Genomic DNA, 23,464 nt, shown 5'->3' with positions numbered 1-23,464 from the left:
GCGATGTGTTGCTGGGGCGCATGCCCGAGAGCGACAGCGTGCCGTACCGCAACTATGTGGCCCATGCGCGACTGCGCGACGACAGTCAGGCGCAGGAGGCGATGTTCCGCCAGCTGCTGGGCGATATCGATGCGCCGACCGAGGTGTTCGGCCTGCGTGACGCGCTGAGCGATGGCAGCCATGTGCTTGACCATCGTCAGTACCTGGACGACAGCCTGGCGCAACGCTTGCGCGGTCAGGCACGGGCGCTGGGGATCAGCGTCGCCAGCCTGGTGCACCAGGCCTGGGGGCAGGTGCTGGCGCAGTTGTCCGGCCGCGACGAGGTGGTATTCGGTACCGTGCTGCTCGGTCGCCTGCAGGGCGGCGAAGGCGCCGAGCGGGCGCTGGGCATGTTCATCAACACCTTGCCGCTGCGGGTCAGCGTGGGCGACATGGACGTGGTCGAAGGCGTGCGCCTGACTCACCAGCGCCTGGCGCGGCTGCTGGCTCACGAGCAGGCGTCCCTGGCCCTGGCCCAGCGCTGCAGTGGCGTGCCGGCTTCCCAGGCGCTGTTCACCAGCCTGCTCAACTACCGCCACAGCGCAGCCACCGGCGCCGAGCGGGCGCAGGCCTGGCAGGGCATCGAATTGCTGGTCGCCCATGAGCGCAGCAACTACCCGCTGGTGGTCAGCGTCGACGATCTGGGTGACGGTTTCGCCCTGACCGTCCAGGCGGTGCCGCAAGTGGATGGGGCATTGGTCTGTCAGTTGCTGCAGACGGCCCTGGCACGGTTGGCCGATACGCTGGCGGACACGCCGACGGCGCCGTTGAACCGTATCAACGCCTTGCCGGACGCCGAACGTGAGCGTGTGGCACGGCAGTTCAACGCCACGGCGCGGGACTACCCCCGTGACCTGGCCGTGCACCGGTTGTTCGAGGCCCGGGCCGCGAATTCGCCGGATGCGTTGGCAGCGGTCCATGGTCAGTGTCGGTATACCTTCGCCCAACTCGAGGCCCAGGCCAATCGCCTGGCTTGTTACTTGCTCGAACAGGGCGTGCGAGCCGGTGATCGCGTGGCCTTGCTGTTGCCTCGTTCGTTCGATCTGCTGGCAGCTCAGCTTGCAGTGTGCAAGTGCGCGGCGGTGTTCGTGCCGCTGGACGGCAACGCGCCGGCCGAGCGTCAGGCGTTCATGGTGGCCGACAGTCAGGCGGTGCTGGTGCTGACTCACAGTGACCAACCGCTGGTTTCGGGGGCTCGCCGGGTCGAACTCGATTGCATTGACCTGAGCGGCTACGCGGATGCGCCACTGGGCCTGGCGGTGGACGCCGGCAGTGCGGCGTACGTCATGTACACCTCGGGCTCCACCGGTACGCCGAAGGGCGTGCAGGTGCCGCACCGGGCCATCGTGCGCCTGGTGATCAACAATGGATTCGCCGACTTCAATAGTCAGGATCGGGTGGCCTTCGCTTCCAACCCGGCGTTCGACGCCAGCACCCTGGAAGTCTGGGCGCCGCTGCTCAACGGCGGCGCGGTGGTGGTGATCGACCAGGACCAGGTGCTGTCGCGCCAGGGCCTGCGCGAAACACTGCTGGAGCAGGGCGTGACGGTGCTGTGGCTGACTGCGGGCCTGTTCCATCAGTTCGCCGACGACCTGCTGCCGGCGTTGCGCAAACTGCGCTACCTGATGGTCGGTGGCGACGTGCTGGACCCGGCAGTGATCGCCCGGGTGCTGCGCGATGGCGCGCCGCAACACCTGCTCAATGGCTACGGCCCGACCGAGGCCACCACCTTCAGCACCACCCACGAAATCACTGCGGTGGGCGAGGGCAGCATCCCGATCGGCAAACCGATCGGCAACAGCCGCTGCTACGTGCTCGATGCCCGTCAGCAACTGCTGCCGGTGGGGGCGGTGGGCGAGTTGTACATCGCCGGCGACGGCGTGGCCCTGGGTTACCTGGGCCAGCCGGAGCTGACGGCCGAGCGCTTCCTGCCGGATCCGTTCAACGGCGGTTCAATGTACCGCAGCGGCGACCTGGTCAGCTGGCAGGCCGACGGTTCCCTGCGTTACCTGGGCCGCGCGGACCAGCAAATCAAGCTGCGTGGCTTCCGTATCGAACTGGGCGAGATCGAGGCGCGCCTGGGCGAATGCCCGGGTGTGCGTGACGCCGCCGTGATCGTGCGTGAGGACGTGCCGGGGGACAAACGCCTGGTGGCTTACTTCACCGGTGACGTTGCGGCCATCGGCGAACTGCACGAGCGCCTGCAAGGCGTGCTGCCGGACTACATGCTGCCGTCGGCTTATGTGCGACTTGAAGCCTTGCCATTGACCGCCAACGGCAAACTCGACCGCCGTGCGCTGCCGCAGCCGGGCAGCGAGGCCGTGGTCAGCCGCGTCTTCGAGGCGCCGGAGGGCGAGGTGGAGACGGCACTGGCCGCGATCTGGGCCGATGTGCTCAAGGTTGAGCAGGTCGGTCGCCACGACCACTTCTTCGAACTGGGCGGCCACTCGCTGCTGGCGGTGAGCCTGGTCGAGCGCATGCGCAAGGCCGGCCTGGCTGCCGATGTGCGCGTGCTGTTCGCCCAGCCGACTCTGGCCGCGCTGGCGGCGGCGGTGGGCTCTGGACGAGAGGTGGCCGTACCCGAGAACCGTGTCCCACACGATGCGACCCGGATCACGCCAGAGATGCTCAGCCTGATTGATCTCGACCAGGCCAGCATCGATCGCATTGTCGCCAGAGTGCCGGGTGGCGCCGCCAATGTGCAGGAGATCTACCCGCTGGCGCCATTGCAGGAAGGCATCCTCTATCACCACCTGAGCGCGGAGCAGGGTGACCCCTATCTGCTGCAGACCCGCCTGGCCTTCGACAGCCTGGAACGGCTGCAAGCCTGTGCCGGTGCCTTGCAGCAGGTCATCGACCGCCACGACATCCTGCGCACTTCGGTGGTCTGGGAAGGTTTGGCGGAGCCGGTGCAAGTGGTCTGGCGCCAAGCCCGCCTGGACGTGCACGAAGTCACTGGGCTGGGCGAGGAGGCGGTGATCGAGCGCCTGCACGATCATTTCGACGCACGCTCGCAGCGCCTGGACCTGACCCAGGCGCCACTGCTGCGCCTGACCTACGCCATGGACCCGGCCGGGCAGCGCGTGGTCGCGGTGCTGCACTTCCATCACCTGGCCCTGGACCACACGGCGATGGAGGTCATTGTCCATGAAATGCAGGCGTTGCTGTCCGGGCGCCAGCACCTGCTGAGCGCACCCGTGCCGTACCGCACCTATGTGGCCCAGGTACGCCTGGGCGCCGCCGAGGCGGGGCACGAGGCGTTCTTCCGCGACATGCTCGGCGATGTCGACGAGCCGACCCTGCCCATGGGCCTGGCCGATGTGCAGGGTGACGGGCGTGATATCGAGGAAGCCCGCCTGCCACTGGATCCCGCCTTATCGCGCCGGGTGCGCGAACAGGCGCGGGCGCAGGGTGTCAGCGCCGCGAGCCTGATGCACCTGGCCTGGGCCCGCGTGGTCGGCGTGCTGGCGGGGCGTCACGACGTGGTGTTCGGCACCGTGCTGATGGGCCGCCTGCAAGGCGGCGAGGGCGCCGACCGTGCGTTGGGCGTGTTCATCAATACCTTGCCGTTGCGCATCGACACGGCCAAGGGGGCCAGTGACGCGGTACGGCTCACCCACCAGCGGCTGTCGGCGCTGCTTGGCCATGAGCATGCATCGCTGGCGCTGGCCCAGCGTTGCAGTGGGGTGGCGGCCTCGTCGCCACTGTTCAGCGCCTTGCTCAACTACCGTCACAGTCCGGTTGATGTCGCCGCAGCAGCTGGCGACAGCTTCCAAGGTATGCACCAGTTGGGCGGCGAGGAACGCAGCAACTACCCGCTGACCCTGAGCGTGGACGACCACGGCGAAGGCTTCACCCTGAGCGTGCTGGCCCTGTTGGGGATCGGCGCCGAGCGGGTCGCGGGCTGGATGAACGCGGCTGTGGCCGGGCTGATCCTGGCGTTGGAGCAAGGTGGCGCGGTGCAGGTCGACACATTGCCCATCCTCGATCACACAGCGCTGGGCCAAGTGCTCGAAGGCTTCAATGCCACGGCTGCAAGCTACCCGCAAGGGCACACCGTGCATGCGCTGGTCGAGGCCCAGGCACCCGAGGCGTTGGCCGTGGTGCAGGGCGAGCAGCGCCTGGGCTATGGCGAACTGAACCAGCGCGCCAACCGCCTGGCTCATCACCTGATCGAGCGTGGCGTGATGCTGGGCGACCGCGTGGCACTGTGCCTGGAGCGTGGCCCGCAACGGCTGGTGGCGATGCTGGCCGTGCTCAAGGCCGGCGCGGCCTATGTGCCGGTCGATCCGGGTTATCCGGCGGAGCGCATTGCCTATCTGCTCAGTGACAGTGCGCCGACGCTGGTGCTGGTCGAATCGAGCACTGAGTCGCTGGTGGGCGAGGTGGCCAAGGTCGCACTGGACAGCGATGAGTGGCTGGACCAAGCCGATGACAATCCGGTTGTTCAGGGCCTGGACGAGCATCAACTGGCCTATGTGATCTACACCTCCGGTTCCACCGGGCAGCCCAAAGGGGTGATGGTCGAGCACCGTACCCTGGCCAACCTGGTCCACTGGCATTGCCAGGCCTTCGACCTGGGCGCCGGTAGCCACACCTCCAGCGTCGCCGGCTTCGGCTTCGACGCCATGGCCTGGGAGGCCTGGCCGGCGCTGTGCGCCGGGGCGGTGCTGCACCTGCCGCCGGCGCAGATTGGCGGCGAGCACGTGGACGAACTGCTCGACTGGTGGCTGGAGCAGCCGCTGCAGGTCAGCTTCCTGCCGACGCCGGTCGCCGAGCAGGCGCTGCGCCGCGAACGCCAGCACCCGACCCTGCGCACGCTGCTGGTGGGTGGCGATCGCCTGCGCCAGTTCGAGCGTGATCCGGGCTTCGTGCTGGTCAACAACTACGGCCCGACCGAGACCACCGTGGTGGCGACGTCGGGGCAACTGCAACCGGGCGGCGCGCTGCATATCGGCAAGCCGACCGCCAACACCCATGTCTATGTGCTGGATGAGCAGCGCCAGCCGGTACCGGTCGGCGTGACCGGCGAGCTGTACATCGGTGGCGCCCAGGTCGCCCGTGGCTACTTCAACCGCCCCGACCTCACCGCCGAGCGCTTCCTCGACGATCCGTTCAGCGGCGGCCGGATGTACCGCACCGGTGACCTGGTGCGCTGGAACGCCGATGGCACGCTGGACTACCAGGGCCGCAACGACGACCAGGTGAAGATCCGTGGCGTACGGGTCGAATTGGGTGAGATCGAAGCCGCGCTGAAGGCCCAGCCGGGTATTTCGGATGCCGTGGTGCTGGTACGTAACGAGCGTCTGCTGGCCTGGTTCACCGAAACCGCCGAGGTCGATCTCGACACCTTGCGCCAAGGGTTGCAAGCCAGCCTTCCGGGGCACTTGGTACCGCAGGCCTTCGTCCGCCTGGTCGAGCTGCCGCTGACCAGCCACGGCAAGCTGGACCGCAAGGCCTTGCCGGAACCAGCCATGCTCCCCGGTCAGGCCTATGCCATGCCGGAAGGCCCGGTGGAAACCACCATCGCCGCACTCTGGGCCGAGGTACTGGGCGTTGCGCAGGTTGGTCGCCACGACAACTTCTTCGAGCTCGGCGGTCACTCGCTGCTGGCCGTTAGCCTCACCGCGCGCCTGCGCCAGGCCGGCCTGCAGACCGACGTGCGCACCCTGTTCGGCCAGCCGACGGTAGCGGCGCTGGCGGCGACCCTGGGCCAGGGCCGTCAGGTCGAGGTCCCGGCCAACCGGATCCCGGCCGGCTGCACCCAGATCACCCCGGACATGCTGCCACTGGTGGATCTTGAACCGGCTGCCATCGAGCGCATCGTCGCCACGGTGCCGGGCGGGGCGGCCAACGTGCAGGATATCTACCCGTTGGCGCCGTTGCAGGAGGGCATCCTCTACCACCACCTCAGTTCGCCGGAGCACGATCCCTACGTGCTGGCCTCGCGCATGGCGTTCGCCAGCCAAGAACGCCTGCATGCCTTCGTCGATGCCTTGGGCAAGGTCATCGCCCGCCACGACGTACTACGTACTTCGGTACTGTGGGACGGCCTGCCGCAGGCAGTGCAGGTGGTGTGGCGCCAGGCCGCTCTGGCGGTGTTCGAGGTGGCTGACGAGACTGCGGTGCCCCATGCCCTGGCCCTGGAGCAGGCGCCACTGGTGCGCCTGTACCACTGGCCGGACCCGCAAGGTCCAGGGTTGCTGGCAGCGTTGCAGTTCCACCATATTGTCCTCGATCATACCGCGCTGGATGTGCTCGGCCGGGAGCTGGTCGGCTACCTGCACGGCGCGTCGGTGCCCGCCGAACAGGGCGTGCCGTACCGCAACTACGTGGCCCAGGCGCGCCTGGGCGTCAGCCAGGCCGAGCACGAGGCGTTCTTCCGCGAGCAGTTGGGTGATATCGACGAGCCGACCCTACCGTTCGGCCTGGGCGATGTGCAGGTCGACGGCCTCGGCATCGAAGAGGCCCAGCTGTGGCTGGACGAAACCCTGGCCAGCGGTCTGCGTCAGCAGGCCCGGCAACTGGGTATCAGCGTCGCCAGCCTGTTCCACCTGGCCTATGCTCGCCTGCTGGCCGCCGCCAGTGGCCGCGACAGCGTGGTGTTCGGCACCGTGCTGCTCGGTCGTCTGGAAGGCGGGGAGGGAGCTGACCAGGCGCTGGGCATGTTCATCAACACCTTGCCGCTGCGCCTGGACCTGGCCGGTATCGACCTGCGCGATGCGGTGCAGCAGACCCAGCAGCGCCTCAGTGCCTTGCTTGCCCATGAGCATGCCTCGCTGGCCCTGGCCCAGCGTTGCAGTGGCGTGCCGGCCCCGGCGCCGCTGTTCAGCGCCATGCTCAACTACCGCCACGGCGGCCAGGCAGACGACGATCGGCGCCTGGCTCTGCAGGGCATCGAGACCCTGGACAGCATCGAGCGCAGCAACTATCCGCTGAGCCTGAGCGTGGACGATATCGGTGAAGGCTTCCGCCTGGTCGCGCTGGCTCCGGCGGCGGTTGGTGCTACGCGTATCTGCACGCAGATGCGGCGTGTGCTGGAAGTCATGGCCGAAGCCTTGGCACAGCAGCCACGGCAAGGGCTGCTGCAACTGCCGGTGCTTTCGGTCGAGGAACGCCACCAGCTGTTGCACGACTTCAACCGTACGGCGCAGCCCCACGACCTGACCCTGACTCTCCAGGAGCTTTTCGAGGCTCAAGCCCTGAGTGCGCCTAAAGCGGTTGCGCTCAGCGCCGAGCAGGGTGAACTCAGCTATGAACAGCTCAACGCCGAGGCCAACCGCCTGGCCCATCACCTGATCGCGCTGGGCGTGCAGCCCGACGACCGGGTGGCGATCTGTGTCGAGCGCGGTTTGCCGCTGGTGGTCGGTTTGCTGGCGATCCTCAAGGCCGGTGGCGCCTATGTGCCGCTCGACCCGGACTATCCGGCCGAGCGCCTCGGCCACATGCTTGCCGACAGCCAGCCGCGGGCGTTGCTGGTGCAACAGGCCACCCGGGCCCTGGTGGGTTCGTCGGCGACGTTGGTCGACCTCGATCAGCCGACTTGGGGCGACCTGCCGGACAGCAATCCGCAGGTGCCTGGCCTGACCTCGCAGCACCTGGCCTATGTGATCTACACCTCCGGCTCTACTGGCCTGCCCAAGGGGGTGATGGTCGAGCACGGCAACGTGGTCAACCTGGTGCACTGGAGCGCCGGGCTGTTCCCGAGCGAAGGCGCGGTGCTGCACAAGACCCCGGTGAGCTTCGACGCCTCGGTGTGGGAGCTGTTCTGGCCACTGTGCAGCGGGCTGCGCCTGGTGCTGGCCAAGCCGGACGGTCAGCGCGACCCGCAATACCTGGCCGAGCTGATCGAGCGGCAACAGGTCGGCGTAGTGCAGTTCGTGCCGGCCTTGCTGCAGCAGTTCCTCGAGCACGCCGGCAGTGCCGCCTGCGCCAGCCTCACCGATATCGTCTGCGGTGGCGGCGAGCTGACCGAGGCCCTGGTCCGTCAGGTCCGCGAGCGCTTGCCGCAGGTACGGTTGCACAACGTCTACGGACCGACCGAAACCACGGTCGATTGCAGCGTCTGCACCTTGCACCCGCAGGATCCGTTGACGCCGGGCGCACTACCGATTGGTCGGCCGATCGACAACACCCGTCTGTACGTCCTCGACGCCCACGACCAGCCGGTGCCGTTCGGCGTTGCCGGTCAGTTGCATATCGGCGGGGCCGGAGTGACGCGGGGCTACCTGGGCCTGCCGGAGCAACAGGCCGAGCGTTTCATTGCCAGCCCGTTCGTCGACGGCGAGCGCCTGTACCGCAGCGGCGACCTGGTGCGCCAGCGCCCTGACGGCAGCCTCGAGTTCCTCGGCCGCACCGACCACCAGATCAAGCTGCGCGGCCTGCGCATCGAGCCGGGCGAGATCGAGGCTTGCCTCACCCGGGTTGCCGGGATACGCGAAGCCGTGGTGCTGGTGCACGACGCCCAGCCGGCCGGCCCGCGCCTGGTGGCCTACGTCACCGGCGATGCGCCGCCTGCCGAGGCCCTGCGCGAGGCACTGCTGGGGCAATTGCCCGAGTACATGGTGCCGGCGTTGTTCATGGCGCTCGACAACTGGCCGCTGACCCCCAACGGCAAGCTGGACCGCAAGGCGCTGCCGCAGCCGGATGTGCAGGCACGCCACTATGAGGCGCCGCAGGGCGACACCGAACAGCTGCTGGCGCGCATCTGGGGCGAGCTGCTGGGCGTGGAGCAGGTAGGGCGCCACGACAACTTCTTCGAGCTGGGCGGCCACTCGCTGCTGGCCGTGACCCTCACCTCGCGCCTGCGCGAGGCGGGTCTGGAGGCCGACGTGCGCAGCCTGTTCGAATACCCGACGCTGGCAGACTATGCCGCCATCACAGACAGAATGGAGATCGTCCTGTGAGCATCAACGAACTACTGGCGACCCTGGCCGCCAACAATGTCCAGCTGGCTCTCAAGGATGGCCAGCTGGTGGTCCAGGGCAATCGCCAGGCCCTGAGCGACGCCGCGCTGGTGGCCCGACTGCGCGAGCACAAGCCTGCGCTGCTGGGGATGCTCGAGCGGGGCGAGTATGTGGCGGTGCGCCACGGCAGCGTCGAGGTACCGGAAAACCGCATCCCGGTCGACTGCGCGCGAATCACCCCGGCCATGCTCAGCCTGGTCGAGCTCGACCAGGCCAGCATCGACCAGCTGGTAGAAGGTGTGCCCGGCGGCGCGGCCAACGTGCAGGACATCTACCCGCTGGTACCGTTGCAGCAAGGCATGCTGTTCCACCACGCCAGCGCCGGCGACCACGATCCCTACATGATGCAGGCGCGCTTCGTGTTCGCCAGCAGCGCCCGGGTCGAGGCCTTTGCCCAGGCCTTGCAAGGGGTGATCGACCGCCACGACATCCTGCGCACCTCGGTGCACTGGAAAACGCTCGAAACGCCGGTGCAGATGGTCTGGCGCAAGGCCCGGCTGCGGGTCACCCAGCTTGCCGAGGGCCAGTTGCCGGACAGCGGCTTCGACCTGACCCAGGCACCGTTGATCCGCCTGCAATGCCAGGCGGCGGAGGTGGACGGGCGGGTCCACGCGACCTTGCAGTTCCACCATGTGGCCATGGACCACAGCGCCCTCGACGTGGTGCGTCACGAGATGCTCGCCTTCCTGCTCGGCGAAAGCGGCCAGTTGGGCCGCCCGGTACCGTTCCGCAACCATGTGGCCCAGGCCCTGCTGGGCGTCAGCCAGGCCGAGCACGAGGCGTTTTTCCGCGAGATGCTTGGCGGCGTGGATGCGCCAACCCTGGCCTATGGCTTGGCCGACGTGCAGGGTGACGGCGCGGCGTTGAGCGAACACGTGCTGAACCTCGACCTGACGCTGTGCCACGAACTGCGCGCCCAGGCCCGCAGCCAGGGCGTGAGCGTCGCCAGCCTGTTCCACCTGGCTTGGGCACGGGTGCTGGGCGGCCTGACCGGACGCGATCAGGTGGTGTTCGGCACCGTGCTGATGGGCCGCCTGCAAGGCGCCGAAGGCACTGATCGGGCGCTGGGTATCTTCATCAACACGCTGCCGCTGCGGGTGGATCTGGACGGTGCCGACCTGGCCTGCGCGATCAAGGCCACCCACCAGCGGCTGAGCACGCTGATGCGCCACGAGCACGCGCCCCTGGCCCTGGCCCAGCGCTGCAGCGGTGTGGCGGCGCCGACGCCGCTGTTCAACGCCTTGCTCAACTACCGCCACAGCGCGGTCTCGGGGTCTGAAGCGGTGCTGCGCGCCGGCTGGGCCGGGATCGAGATCATGCATGCGGCCGAGGCCACCAACTACCCGCTGGTGGTCAGCGTCGATGACCTGGGCAGCGGTTTTTCCCTGACCCTGCAGACTGTGGCACCCGTGGACGGAGGTCTGGTCTGCCAGCTGTTCCAGGGTGTCCTGGCAGAGTTGGCCCAGGCGCTGGAGAGCGCTCCAGGCACTCCTCTGCAACAGCTGTTTGCGCTGCCTGCGCAGGAGCGCGAGCGGGTGGTACGTCAGTTCAACGCCACGGCGCGGGACTATCCGCGTGACCTGGCCGTGCACCGGTTGTTCGAGGCCCGGGCCGCGAATTCGCCGGACGCGTTGGCAGTGGTCCATGGTCCGCGTCGGTGGAGCTTTGCCCAGCTCGAGGCCCAGGCCAATCGCCTGGCTTGTTACTTGCTCGAACAGGGCGTGCGCGCCGGTGATCGCGTGGCCTTGCTGCTGCCTCGTTCGTTCGATCTGCTGGCAGCTCAACTGGCCGTAAGCAAATGCGCGGCGATATACGTGCCGCTGGACGGCAATGCCCCGGTCGAGAGGCAGGCGTTCATGGTGCACGACAGCCAGGCGCGGCTGGTGCTGACCCACAGTGAGCAGCCTCAAGTGGAAGGCGCACGCCGGGTCGAACTTGATCGGCTCGACTTGAGCGACTATGCCGATGCGCCGCTGGGCCTGGCGGTGGATGCCGGCAGTGCGGCGTACATCATGTACACCTCTGGCTCCACCGGTACGCCGAAGGGCGTGCAGGTGCCGCACCGGGCCATCGTGCGCCTGGTGATCAACAACGGTTTTGCCGACTTCAATAGCCAGGACCGCGTGGCGTTCGCTTCCAACCCGGCGTTCGACGCCAGCACCCTGGAGGTCTGGGCGCCGCTGCTCAACGGCGGTGCGGTGGTGGTGATCGAGCAGAACACGGTCCTGTCGCGTCAGGGGCTGCGCGAAGTGCTGCTGGAACAGGGCGTCACCGTGCTGTGGTTGACCGCCGGCCTGTTCCACCAGTTCGCCGACGACCTGCTGCCGGCATTGCGCAAACTGCGCTACCTGATGGTCGGTGGCGACGTGCTGGACCCGGCAGTGATCGCCCGGGTGCTGCGCGATGGCGCGCCGCAACACCTGCTCAACGGCTACGGCCCGACCGAGGCCACCACCTTCAGCACCACCCACGAAATTATCGAGGTGGGCGAGGGCAGCATCCCGATTGGCAAACCGATCGGCAACAGCCGCTGCTACGTGCTCGATGCCCGGCAGCAGTTGCTGCCGGTGGGGGTGGTGGGCGAGTTGTACATCGCCGGTGACGGTGTCGCCCTGGGGTATCTGGGTCAGCCGGAGCTAACGGCTGAGCGCTTCCTGCCGGATCCGTTCAACGGCGGCACGATGTACCGCAGTGGTGACCTGGTCAGCTGGCAGGCCGACGGCACCCTGCGTTACCTGGGCCGTGCCGACCAGCAGATCAAGCTGCGTGGCTTCCGTATCGAACTGGGCGAGATCGAGGCGCGTCTGGGCGAATGCCCGGGTGTGCGTGACGCCGCCGTGATCGTGCGTGAGGACGTGCCGGGCGACAAGCGGCTGGTGGCCTATTTCACGGGGCATCAGGCGATCGCCGACCTGCACCGACAACTGCAAGGCCAACTGCCGGACTATATGCTGCCGTCGGCCTACGTGTGTCTGGATGCGCTGCCACTGACCGCTAACGGCAAGCTCGACCGCCGCGCCTTGCCGCAGCCGGGCAGCGAGGCTGTGGTCAGTCGCGCCTTCGAGGCACCGCAGGGCGAGATAGAAAGCGCTCTGGCGGCAATCTGGGCTGAGCTGCTCAAGATCGAGCGGGTCGGCCGCCACGACCACTTCTTTGAATTGGGTGGCCATTCCCTGCTGGCCATGCGACTGGTGTCCCAGGTACGCCTGCGCCTGGGAGTGGAACTGCACTTGGCGGATCTGTTCGCCAATTCCGAACTGGCTACGTTGGCGCAGGTGTTGGCCAATGCGGGTCACACTGAGCTGCCGGCGATTGTCGCGGTTGACCGCGAGCAGCCGTTGCCGTTGTCGTTCGCCCAGCAGCGCCTGTGGTTCCTGGCCCAGCTGGAGGGCGGCAACCAGGCCTACAACGTGCCGCTGGCCCTGGGCCTGCGCGGGGTACTGGATGGCGACGCGCTGGAGCGCGCCCTGCTGTGCATCGTTGCCCGTCATGAAGGCCTGCGCAGCCGCTTCGTGCCCACAGGCGACAGCGCCGAAGTGCACGTCGCCGCCACGCCGCAACCCGGTTGGTTGCGACGCCTGAGCCTGGCGCCCGATGATCTGGCCGGGCACCTGCAAGCCGAGGCCGTAGTACCTTTCGACCTGGTCGAGGGGCCATTGCTACGCGCCAGCCTGTTGCGCCTGGGGGATGAGCACCATGTGCTGCTGCTGACCCTGCACCATATCGTCGCCGACGGCTGGTCCCTCGGCGTGCTGACCCGTGAGCTGGGCGCGCTGTACCCGGCCATGTGCCAGGGCCTGGCCGATCCGTTGCCGGCCCTGGCTATCCAGTACGGCGACTATGCCGTGTGGCAGCGGCGCTGGCTGGCCGGTGAGCAACTGCAACGCCAGGCCGACTACTGGCGCCAGGCGCTGGACGGCGCGCCGAGCTTGCTGAGTCTGCCAAGCGATCGGCCACGGCCGCCACGCCAGGACTTCAGCGGCGCCAGCCTGGCGCTGCAGTTGGATGCGCGCCTGGGGGCAGCCCTGAGGGCCCTGGCCCAACGGCAGCAGACGACTCTGTACATGGTGCTGCTCAGTGCCTGGGCCGCGACCCTGGCACGGCTGTCCGGCCAGAGTGAGGTGGTGGTGGGCTGCCCGGTGGCCGGGCGCGGCCATGCCGAGCTGGAGCCGCTGGTGGGATTGTTCGTCAACACCCTGGCGCTGCGTATCGACACGTCGGGCGCGCCAAGCAGCGAACGCCTGCTGGCCCAGGTGAAGGCACGCCTGCTCGATGCCCAGGCGCACCAGGACCTGCCGTTCGAGCAGGTGGTGGAGATCGTCCGCCCGGCGCGCAGCCTCGGCCATACGCCGTTGTTCCAGACCACCCTCAACTGGCTGGCCACCGAGGGCGCCGCAGCGAGCCTGGCGGGGTTGCGCCTGGAGGGTGTGGCCCAGGCCAACCAGGTGGCCAAGTTCGACCTGTCGCTGAGCATGGGCGAGCAGGGCGAGGCACTGGTCGGCAGCCTCGAGTACGCCACGGCGCTGTTCGATGAAAGCACCGTGCGCCGTTTCGCCGGATACTTCGAGACCCTGCTGCGGGCAATGGCTGCCAACGACCAGGCCCCGCTGGCCGAGGTCGAACTGGTTGGCGCCGCCGAGCGCCGGCGCCTGCTGCATACCTTCAACAACAGTGCCCGGGTGTTCCCAAGCGGCCAGCCGTTGCAGGCGCTGATCGAGGCCCAGGTGGCCCGAGCGCCGCAGGCGCTGGCTGCTGTGTCCGGCGATGCACGCCTGAGCTACGGCGAGTTGAACCAGCGCGCCAACGCCCTGGCCCATCACCTGATCGAACGGGGCGTGGGGCCCGACGAGCGGGTCGCGGTGGTCGCCCGGCGCGGCGTGGATACCCTGGTCGCGCTGCTGGCGGTGCTCAAGGCCGGTGGCGCCTATGTACCGGTGGACCCGGCGCATCCGGACGAGCGCCTGCGCTACCTGCTCGAGGACAGCGCCCCGGTGGTGATCCTGGCCCAGCAGGTGCTGCTGGCGCGCCTGGATGGGCTGACCGTGCCCGTGCTGGCGCTGGACCGGCCGGACTGGCCGGCGCGCATGGACAACCCTCAGCTGCCTGGCCTGCTGGCCAGCCACCTGGCCTACGTGATCTACACCTCCGGCTCCACCGGCCAGCCCAAGGGCGTGATGGTCGAGCACCGTACCCTGGGCAATCTGGTGCAATGGCACTGCAAGGCCTTCGAGCTGGACGCCGGCGAGCACACCGCCAGCGTCGCCGGCTTCGGTTTCGACGCGATGGCCTGGGAGGTCTGGCCGGCCCTGTGCGCCGGCGCGGTGCTGCATCTGCCGCCGGCCGAGCTGGGCAACGAGCAGCTCGACGGGCTGTTGGCCTGGTGGCTGGAGCAACCGTTGAAAGTGGCGTTCCTGCCGACGCCGGTCGCCGAATATGCCTTTACCCAGGGGCTGCGCCATCCGACCCTGCGCACACTGCTGATCGGTGGCGACCGTCTGCGCCAGTTCAGCGGCGACCCGGGCTGCGTGGTGGTCAACAACTATGGCCCCACCGAGTCGACGGTGGTCGCCACCTCCGGCCTGGTGCTGCCGGGCGGGGCCCTGGACATCGGCCGGCCAATCGCCAACGCCCGTGTCTACCTGCTGGACGAGGCACGGCAACTGGTACCGTGCGGGGTGACCGGCGAGCTCTACGTGGGCGGTGCCGGGGTGGCGCGTGGCTACCTGAACCGCGCGCAACTGACGGCTGAGCGCTTCCTCGACGATCCGTTCAGCGAGCAGCCTGGCGCACGCATGTACCGCACTGGGGACCTGGCCCGCTGGAACGCCGACGGCACTCTGGAGTACCTGGGGCGCAACGACGATCAGGTGAAGGTGCGCGGCCTGCGCATCGAACTGGGCGAGATCGAGGCGCAGTTGCTGGCCTTGCCTGGTGTCGCCGAAGCACTGGTGCTGGCCCGCGAGGACCAGCCCGGCCAGCCGCGCCTGGTGGCCTATTACATCGCTGGCACCGAGGCGCAGCCGGTCGGCGCCCTGCGCGCCGCCCTGCAACAGCGTCTGCCGGCCTACATGGTGCCTGCGGCCCTGGTGCGCCTGGACGCCTGGCCGCTGACCGCCAACGGCAAGGTCGACCGTCGGGCGCTGCCGTTGCCCGAGCGCGAAGCGTCGGCCAGCCAGGCCCACGAGGCCGCTGAAGGCGCCCTGGAAACGGCGCTGGCCGAGCTGTGGTGCGAACTGCTGCAGTTGGAACGGGTAGGCCGTCAGGACCGTTTCTTCGAACTGGGCGGCCATTCGCTGCTGGCCATGCGCATGGTCGGCCAGGTGCGCACACGGCTGGGCCTGGAGCTGTCGCTGGGCGAGCTGTTCGCCGACGACCGCCTGCTGGCGGTGGCGGCGACCCTGGCCGAGGAGCGCCATGACGTACTGCCGGCCATCGAGCCGGCGCCGCGCGGCCAGTCCCTGCCGCTGTCGTTCGCCCAGCAACGGCTGTGGTTCCTGGCACAGATGGACGATGCCAGCGCCGCCTACCATATTCCCCTGGGCCTGGTCATGCACGGTCCGCTGGACCGTGCCGCCCTGGAGCGGGCGCTGGAGCGCATCGTCGAGCGCCACGAGAGCCTGCGCAGCCACTTCACCCAGGCAGGCGCCGAGGCGCGGGTGCGGGTGGCGCCCGGACGGGGCGGCTTCGCCCTGGCCTGGCACGACCTGCGTGGCGCGGCGCAGCAGTTGCCCGAGCTGATGCAGGCCGAGGCGTTGCTGCCATTCGACCTGGCGCACCAGCTGCCGGTGCGCGGCCGCCTGCTGTGCCTGGCGGCGGAGCATCATGTGCTGCTGCTGACCTTGCACCATATCGTTGCCGACGGCTGGTCGATGGGGGTGTTCACCCAGGAGCTGGCGGCGTTGTACCAGGCCTTCAGCGAAGGCCGCGACGACCCGTTGCCGGCGCTGGCGATCCAGTACGGCGACTACGCCCTGTGGCAGCGGCGCTGGCTGGCCGGCGACGCGCTGCAGCGCCAGGGCGAATACTGGCAACAGGCCCTGGCCGGCGCGCCGGTGCTGCTGACCCTGCCCACCGACCGGCCGCGGCCGGCCCGCCAGGATTACCACGGTGACCGGGTCGAGATATGTTTGGACCGGCGTCTGAGCGAAGACCTCAAGGCGTTGTGCCTGCGCCACGGGGTCACCCCGTTCATGCTGTTCGGCGCCGCCTGGGCGGTGCTGTTGGCGCGCCTGTCCGGTCAGGCCGAGGTGGTGGTCGGCACGCCGGTGGCCAACCGTCGGCAGGCCGAGGTCGAAGGGCTGATCGGGCTGTTCGTCAACTCCCTGGCCCTGCGCATCGATACCGCCGGACTGCCCGATGTCGGCGCGCTGCTGGCCCGGGTCAAGGCCTGCGTCAGCCAGGCCCAGGACCATCAGGACCTGCCCTTCGAACAGGTGGTGGAGCTGCTGCACCCGCCGCGCAGCCTGGCCCATACCCCGTTGTACCAAGTATCGCTGGCCTGGAACGGCGTCCCGGGCGAGGCCTTGCGGCTGAGCGGTCTGCAACTGCAGGCGCTGGGCAGCGCGCAGGTGTTCGCCAAGTTCGACCTGACCCTGAGCCTGGGCGAGACCGCCGACGGCTACGGCGGCGCTCTGGAGTTCGCCACGGCGTTGTTCGACCGGGCGACCATCGAGCGCCATGTCGGCTACCTGGAACAGTTGCTATGGGCGATGGCCGGCAGCGACCAGGCGGTTCTGGCGAAGGTCGAGCTGCTGGGCGCCGCCGAGCGCCGCCAGGAACTGGTGACCTGCAATGCGAGTGAACTGGTCGGTGGTCTGCAGCAACCGCTGCAGGCGTTGTTCGAGGCGCAGGTGGCGCGTACGCCGCAGGCCATCGCCGTACAGGCCGAAGATGGCCAGCTCAGCTACCTGCAACTGAACGAGGCGGCCAACCGCCTGGCCCATCAACTGATCGCACAGGGCGTGGTCGCCGACAGCCGCGTCGCGGTGTGCCTGGCCCGTGGCCCGCAACTGCTGGTCGGGCTGCTGGCGGTGCTCAAGGCCGGCGGTGCCTACGTGCCGCTGGATCCGGGCTACCCCGACGAGCGCTTGGCCTACATGCTCGCCGACAGCGTACCCGTGGCGTTGCTGGTGGACACTGGCAGCCGCGGGCGTTTCGTCGACAGCGCGGTACCGCGCCTGGACCTCGACCAGCCGAGCTGGGCCGGGCAGTCGCCGGACAATCCACAGGTCCCGGGCCTGGGGGCCCGTCATCTGGCCTATGTAATCTACACCTCCGGCTCCACCGGCACGCCGAAAGGGGTGATGGTCGAGCACCGCAGCCTGTGCAACCTGGTGCACTGGAGTTCGCGGCTGATTGCCCCGACAGTCGAGGGCGCGCTGCTGCACAAGACCCCGGTGAGTTTCGACGCCTCGGTGTGGGAATTGTTCTGGCCGCTGTGCGCCGGGCTGCGCCTGGTGCTGGCACGCCCGGATGGCCAGCGCGATCCGGACTACCTGGCGGCGCTGATCCAGCGCCAACGGGTCAGCGTGGTGCAGTTCGTGCCGGCGCTGCTGCAGCAGTTCCTGGCTGTGGAGGCCAGCGCGGCCTGTGACAGCCTCTCCGATATCGTCTGTGGCGGCGGCGAGCTGACCACGGCGTTGCTGCAACAGGTGCGCGAGCGCCTGCCGCAGGTACGCCTGCACAACGTCTATGGTCCGACCGAAGCCACCGTCGATTGCAGTGTCTGGACCCTGGAACCCGGGCAAGCACTGCCTGAAAACGCGCCACCGATCGGCCGGCCGATCGCCAACACTCGGTTGTACGTGCTCGACCGCAACGGCCTGCCGGTACCCCGTGGCGTGGTGGGCGAGTTGCACATTGGCGGTGTCGGCGTGGCCCGAGGCTACCTCGGCCTGCCGGAGCTGGACGCCGAGCGTTTCGGTGACAGCCCGTTCGTGGTCGGTGAGCGCCTGTACCGCAGCGGTGACCTGGTACGCCGCCGCGCCGACGGCGAGCTGGAATTCCTCGGCCGTGACGACTTCCAGGTCAAGCTGCACGGCCTGCGCATCGAACTGGGCGAGATCGAGGCCTGCCTGGCCAGCCATCCGGCTATTCGTGAAGTGGCGGTGCTGCTGCGTGGCGAGCGGCTGGTCGCCTGGTTCACCGCCCACGATGCCGCGCCAGGGATCGAGGCACTGCGCCGGCACATCCTGGCGCAGCTGCCGGACTACATGGTGCCGTCGGCCTATGTGGCGCTGCCGACCATGCCACTGACCGCCAACGGCAAGCTCGACCGCCAGGCGCTGCCCGAGCCCGGCGCCGAGTCCGTGCTCAGCCGTGCCTACGAGGCGCCGCAAGGGGAGGCCGAAACCCATCTGGCGGCACTCTGGGCCGAATTGCTGAACGTGCCGAGAGTAGGGCGCCAGGACCACTTCTTCGAACTGGGTGGCCACTCGCTGCTGGCGGTGACCTTGATCGCCCGCCTGCGTGCCGAGGGCCTGGAAGCAGACATTCGCGTGCTGTTCGCCGAGCCAACCCTGGCTGCGCTGGCTGCGACCCTGGGCCAGCATGGTGGGCCCAGGGTACCGGTCAACCGTATTTGCGCCGACTGTCGGCGCATCACCCCGGACCTGCTGCCGTTGGTGGCGCTGGAGCAAGCGGCCATCGAGCGAATCGTTGCCCAGGTGCCGGGCGGCGCCGCCAACGTGCAGGACATCTACCCGCTGGGGCCGTTGCAGGCGGGGATTCTCTATCACCACCTGGCCAGCGAGGGTGACGACCCGTACCTGTTGCAGGCGCGTTTCGCCGTGGCCGACCGCGCGCGGCTGGAGGCGCTGCAGCGGGCCTTGGACCAGGTCATCGCCCGTCACGACATCCTGCGCTCCTCGCTGTACTGGGACGGTCTGGCGCAGCCGGTGCAGGTGGTGTGGCGCCAGGCATCGCTGCCGGTGCAGGAGATGGCACCGCAGGCACCGCTGACCTTGCGCCTTGATCTGACCCGCGCACCGCTGATGCGCCTTCTGCACAGTGAGGACCCGGCCAGCGGGCGCATCACCGCGACCTTGCTGTTCCACCACCTGGTCATGGACCATGTGGCCCAGGATGTACTGCGCGCCGAACTGCAGGCCTGCCTGCTCGGCGAGCAGTGCCAGTTGCCCGCGCCGGTGCCTTACCGCAACTACATCGCCCAGGTGCTGCAGGGCGCGGGCGAGGCCGAGCACGAGGCGTTCTTCCGCGAACAGCTGGGCGACATCGACGAGCCGACCTTGCCCTATGGCCCGCATCCGTTGGTCCACCTGGGTGCTGAGGCCGAAGCCCGAATATTGCTGGACGACGGGCTGGCGCGGCGGCTGCGCGAGCAGGCGCGGATGCTGGGTGTCGGTGCCGCCAGCCTGATGCACCTGGCCTGGGGCCTGGTGCTGGGGCAGTTGTCGGGGCGCGACAGCGTGGTGTTCGGCACTGTGCTGCTCGGTCGTCTGCAGGGTGGCGAAGGTGTGGAGCGCGCCCTGGGCGTGTTCATCAACACCTTGCCACTGCGCCTTGAGGTCGGCCGCCTGCCGGTGCGCGAGGCACTGCTCGACACCCACCGCCGGCTCACCGGGTTGCTGGTGCACGAGCATGCGCAATTGGCCCTGGCCCAGCGTTGCAGCGCGTTGCCACCTGGCGCGCCGCTGTTCAGCGCCTTGCTCAACTACCGCCACAGCGCCACGGCGATGGTCCGCGACAGCGCGGCCGGGCGCGCCTGGGAAGGCATCGAGCTGCTGCATGCCGAGGAACGCAGCAATTACCCGTTGGCCCTGAGTATCGACGACTTGGGCGAAGGCTTCGGGCTGACTGCACAGTGTGCGCCGGGCCTGGATGCGCGGCGCCTGTGCGGTTATCTGCAGCAGGCCCTGGAAAACCTGGTCGAGGCCTTGGCGCAGGATCCCGAGCGAGGCCTGGAGCGGCTGGATATCGTGCCGGCCGGGGAACGCCAGCGGTTGCTGGTGGGCTTTAACGCCACGCAACGCGATTACCCGCGAGAGTTGCCCGTGCAGCGTCTGTTCGAGCAGCAGGTGGCGCGGCACCCGCTGGCACTGGCGGCGCGCCATGATGAACGCCAGCTCACCTACGGCGAGCTGAACGAGCAGGCCAATCGCCTTGCCCACTGGCTGATCGGCGAGGGCGTGGCGGCAGGCGACCCGGTGGCGATCCTGCTGCCGCGCTCGTTGCCCCTGCTGGTAGCGCAGTTGGCCGTGCTCAAGTGCGCGGCCATCTATGTGCCGCTGGACATCAACGCCCCGGCCGAACGCCAGGCGTTCATGATCCAGGACTGCCAGGCCGTGGCGCTGTTGACTCTCGGTAGTCTGGCGACGGAGTGCGAGGTGCGGCGCATCGATCTGGACTGCCTGGCGCTCGACGATCAGCCGACGCACAACCCGAACCTCGCGCAGGACGCCGACGCGGTGGCCTACGTGATGTACACCTCGGGCTCCACCGGCACGCCGAAGGGGGTGCGCGTGACCCACCGCGGCATCACCCGGCTGGTGCTGAACAACGGTTATGCCGACTTCGACGCCAGCGACTGTTTCGCCTTCGTCTCCAACCCGGCGTTCGACGCCGCCACCCTGGATGTATGGGGTGGCCTGCTCAACGGTGGCCAGGTACTGGTGATCGACCACCAGACCCTGGTCGAGCCGACGCAGTTCGCCACTGCGTTGCGCCAGGGCGGCGCCAGCGTGATGTTCGTCACCACGGCGCTGTTCAACCAGTATGTGCAGCTGATCCCCGAAGCCCTGGCCGGGCTGCGCATCCTGCTGTGCGGCGGCGAGCGCGGCGAGCCCGCCAGCTTCCGGGCGTTGCTGGCGCGGGCGCCGAACCTGCGCCTGGTGCACTGCTACGGGCCCACCGAGACCACCACCTTCGCCACCGCCTGCACCGTGCGGGCCGTGGACGACGGCGCTGAGCATGTGCCGATCGGCGGCCCGATCGGCAACACCACGGCCTATGTCCTGGACGCGTATGGGCGCCTGCTGCCCCAAGGCGTGACCGGTGAGCTGTACATTGGCGGCGATGGCGTCGCGCTAGGCTACCTGAATCGCCCGCAGCTGACGGCCGAGCGCTTCCTTGACGGCCCGTTCGGCACCGGGCCCGGCGCCAGGCTGTACCGCACCGGCGACCTGGCCCGTTGGCGCGAGGATGGCCAGCTGGAGTGCCTGGGACGCAGCGACGACCAGGTGAAGATCCGTGGTTTCCGCATCGAGCTGGGCGAGATCGAGCAGCACCTGGCCCAGTGCCCGGGCGTGGATGAAGTCGTGGTCATGGCCTTGCGCCTGGAGCAGGGCCCGCTGCGCCTGGTGGCCTGGTACACCCGCACCGACGCGGCCCTCGACGGCGTGGCGCTGCGCGGCTTCCTGCGCGAACGGCTGCCGGAGTACATGCTGCCGGCGGCGTTCGTTGTGCTCGAGGCGTTGCCGTTGACCAACAATGGCAAGGTCGACCGGCGGGCGCTGCCGCTGCCGGGCGCGCAGGACCTGGCCGTGGCAGTGTTCGAGGCCGCTGCAACACCGGCGGAACAGGCGTTGGCCGCGCTGTGGGCGCAGGTGCTGGAGGTCGAGCGGGTGGGGCGGCACGACAGCTTCTTCGAACTGGGCGGGCATTCGCTGTCGGCGATCCGCCTGGTGGGCGAGATGCGCCAGGCTGGCCTGCACACGACCCTGGCCGAGCTGTTCCAGCACCCGACCATCGCCACCCTGGCTCCGCGCCTGGGCGAGGGTGCGGACGAGGACGAAGGCCTGGTCACGGTGCGCGCCACAGGCAGCCAGCCTGCACTGTTCCTGATCCACGAGTTCAGTGGCCTGGACCTGTACTTCCCGGTCCTGGGGCGACACATCGAAGGGGACTTCCCCATCTACGGCCTGGCTGGCGTTGCCTTTGGCGAGGCGCAACTGAACACCATGGAGTGCCTGGCCGCGCGCCTGGTGCGGCAGATTCGCGCCGTGCAGCCACACGGGCCGTATCGGCTGGCGGGCTGGTCGTTCGGCGGTGTGCTGGCCTACGAGGTGGCCGCGCAGTTGCTGGGCGCGGACGAGCCGGTGGCCTTCATCGGCCTGATCGACACCTACGTGCCAAGCTTGAGTGACCAGGGCAAGGCGCGCTGGCAAGGGCCGCACCTGTTGCAAGGGCAGCTGTTGCTGCATTGCCGGGTGCACTGGCAGGCGCAGGGCGAGGCGGGGGCCGCGCAACTGGCCGAGATCGAGGCCTTGCAGCCCGGGGCGCTGGCGTTCGACGCGCTGCTCACCCACTGCCGTGAGCGGCAACTGCTGGTGCCCAGCCTGGTCCAGGCCAGCGATGGGCAATTGCGCCACTTCTTCGAGCGTCACCTGGCCCATGGGCATGCCCTGGCCCACTACCGTCTGGCACCGTTGCCGGTGCCGCTGCACCTGTTCGTGGCCGAGCAGCGCAGCGCCGGTATCGTCACCGACAGCCCGACCCTGGGCTGGGCCGAGACCTTGCCGGGGCAGGCGCTGCAGTGCCTGAGCGTGCCGGGTGATCACCAGAGCATGGTGCAGGACCCGCAGGCGGCGGTGCTGGGCCAGGCTATGGCGCAGGCGTTGCAGGCCGCCCCTGGCCTTGTGCCGCCGGCGCACCAGCCGCTGCTGGCAATCCAGAGCGGCACGCCGTCCCATGTTCCGGTGTTCTGCGTGCCGGGGGCCGGCGACAGCGTGACCAGCTTCATCGGCCTGGCCGAGGCGCTGGGCCCGGACTGGCCGGTGCATGGCCTGCAGGCCCGGGGCCTGGCCGCAGGCGAGATGCCGCACAGCACCGTGGAGGCGGCTGCCGACTGCCATGTCCAGGCCATCGAGGCGTTGTACCCCGAAGGCCCGCTGAATCTGATCGGGCATTCGTTCGGAGGCTGGGTGGCCCATGCCATGGCGGCACGCTTGCAGGCCAAGGGGCGCGAAGTGCGTTCCCTGACCCTGATCGACAGCGAAGCGCCGGGCGCGGGGGGTAGTTGCGGCAAGCCGTACACCTTTACCGAGGCCTTGCAGCGGCTTATCGAGTCGTTGCAACTGTCCACCGGCAAGACGTTGGGCATCGAACCTGTGGCCTTCGCCGAAGCTGATGATCAGGAACAGCTGCGCCAGTTACATGCGGCGATGGTACGGGTCGGCCTGATGCCGTCGCGCTCTTCGCCGCAGGCGCTCGAAGGCGTGGTGCGCACCTTCGCCACGGCGCTGCGCACGGTGTATCGCCCCGAGGGGGGATTCAACGGTTTGGTGCGGCTGGTGCTGGTGGCCGATCCGAGCCTGGACGCCGTCGGCAACCAGGGCGAGCAACAGACCATGGAAGACGGCTGGCGTGAATGGCTGCCGCAGCTGGAGGTGTGGCAGGGGCCAGGCAACCATTTCAGCATCCTCAAGGTGCCGGATGTGTTCAGCCTGGCGGCGTGGTGGCATGACGGGCAGGCCCTGTATCACAGCAGGGTGAAGCAGTAA

2 protein-coding genes (1 of these 2 running past the window's edge) are annotated in these 23,464 nt (G+C 68.8%); both read left to right on the top strand.

Annotation, left to right across the window (positions count from 1 at the left end; translation table 11 throughout):
• On the top strand, nt 1–8,945 hold the 3' portion of the coding sequence (locus tag AAHK21_RS24225; protein ID WP_367858589.1) for a non-ribosomal peptide synthase/polyketide synthase. The gene continues 26,002 nt to the left of window position 1, outside the view; the window shows 8,945 of its 34,947 coding nt (coding positions 26,003–34,947); its start codon lies beyond the left edge, outside the window; it ends in the stop codon at nt 8,943–8,945.
• Nucleotides 8,942–23,464: an amino acid adenylation domain-containing protein gene (locus AAHK21_RS24220; RefSeq protein WP_367858588.1), complete on the top strand. Its 14,523-nt coding sequence runs from the start codon at nt 8,942–8,944 to the stop codon at nt 23,462–23,464. The genes AAHK21_RS24225 and AAHK21_RS24220 overlap by 4 nt, the downstream gene beginning before the upstream one ends.

Source organism: Pseudomonas sp. TE50-2 (genome assembly GCF_040813665.1).
Taxonomy (GTDB): Bacteria; Pseudomonadota; Gammaproteobacteria; order Pseudomonadales; family Pseudomonadaceae; genus Aquipseudomonas; species Aquipseudomonas soli.
The sequence above is the reverse complement of the archived record's forward strand: the minus strand, read 5'-3'. Positions and strand labels throughout refer to the sequence as shown.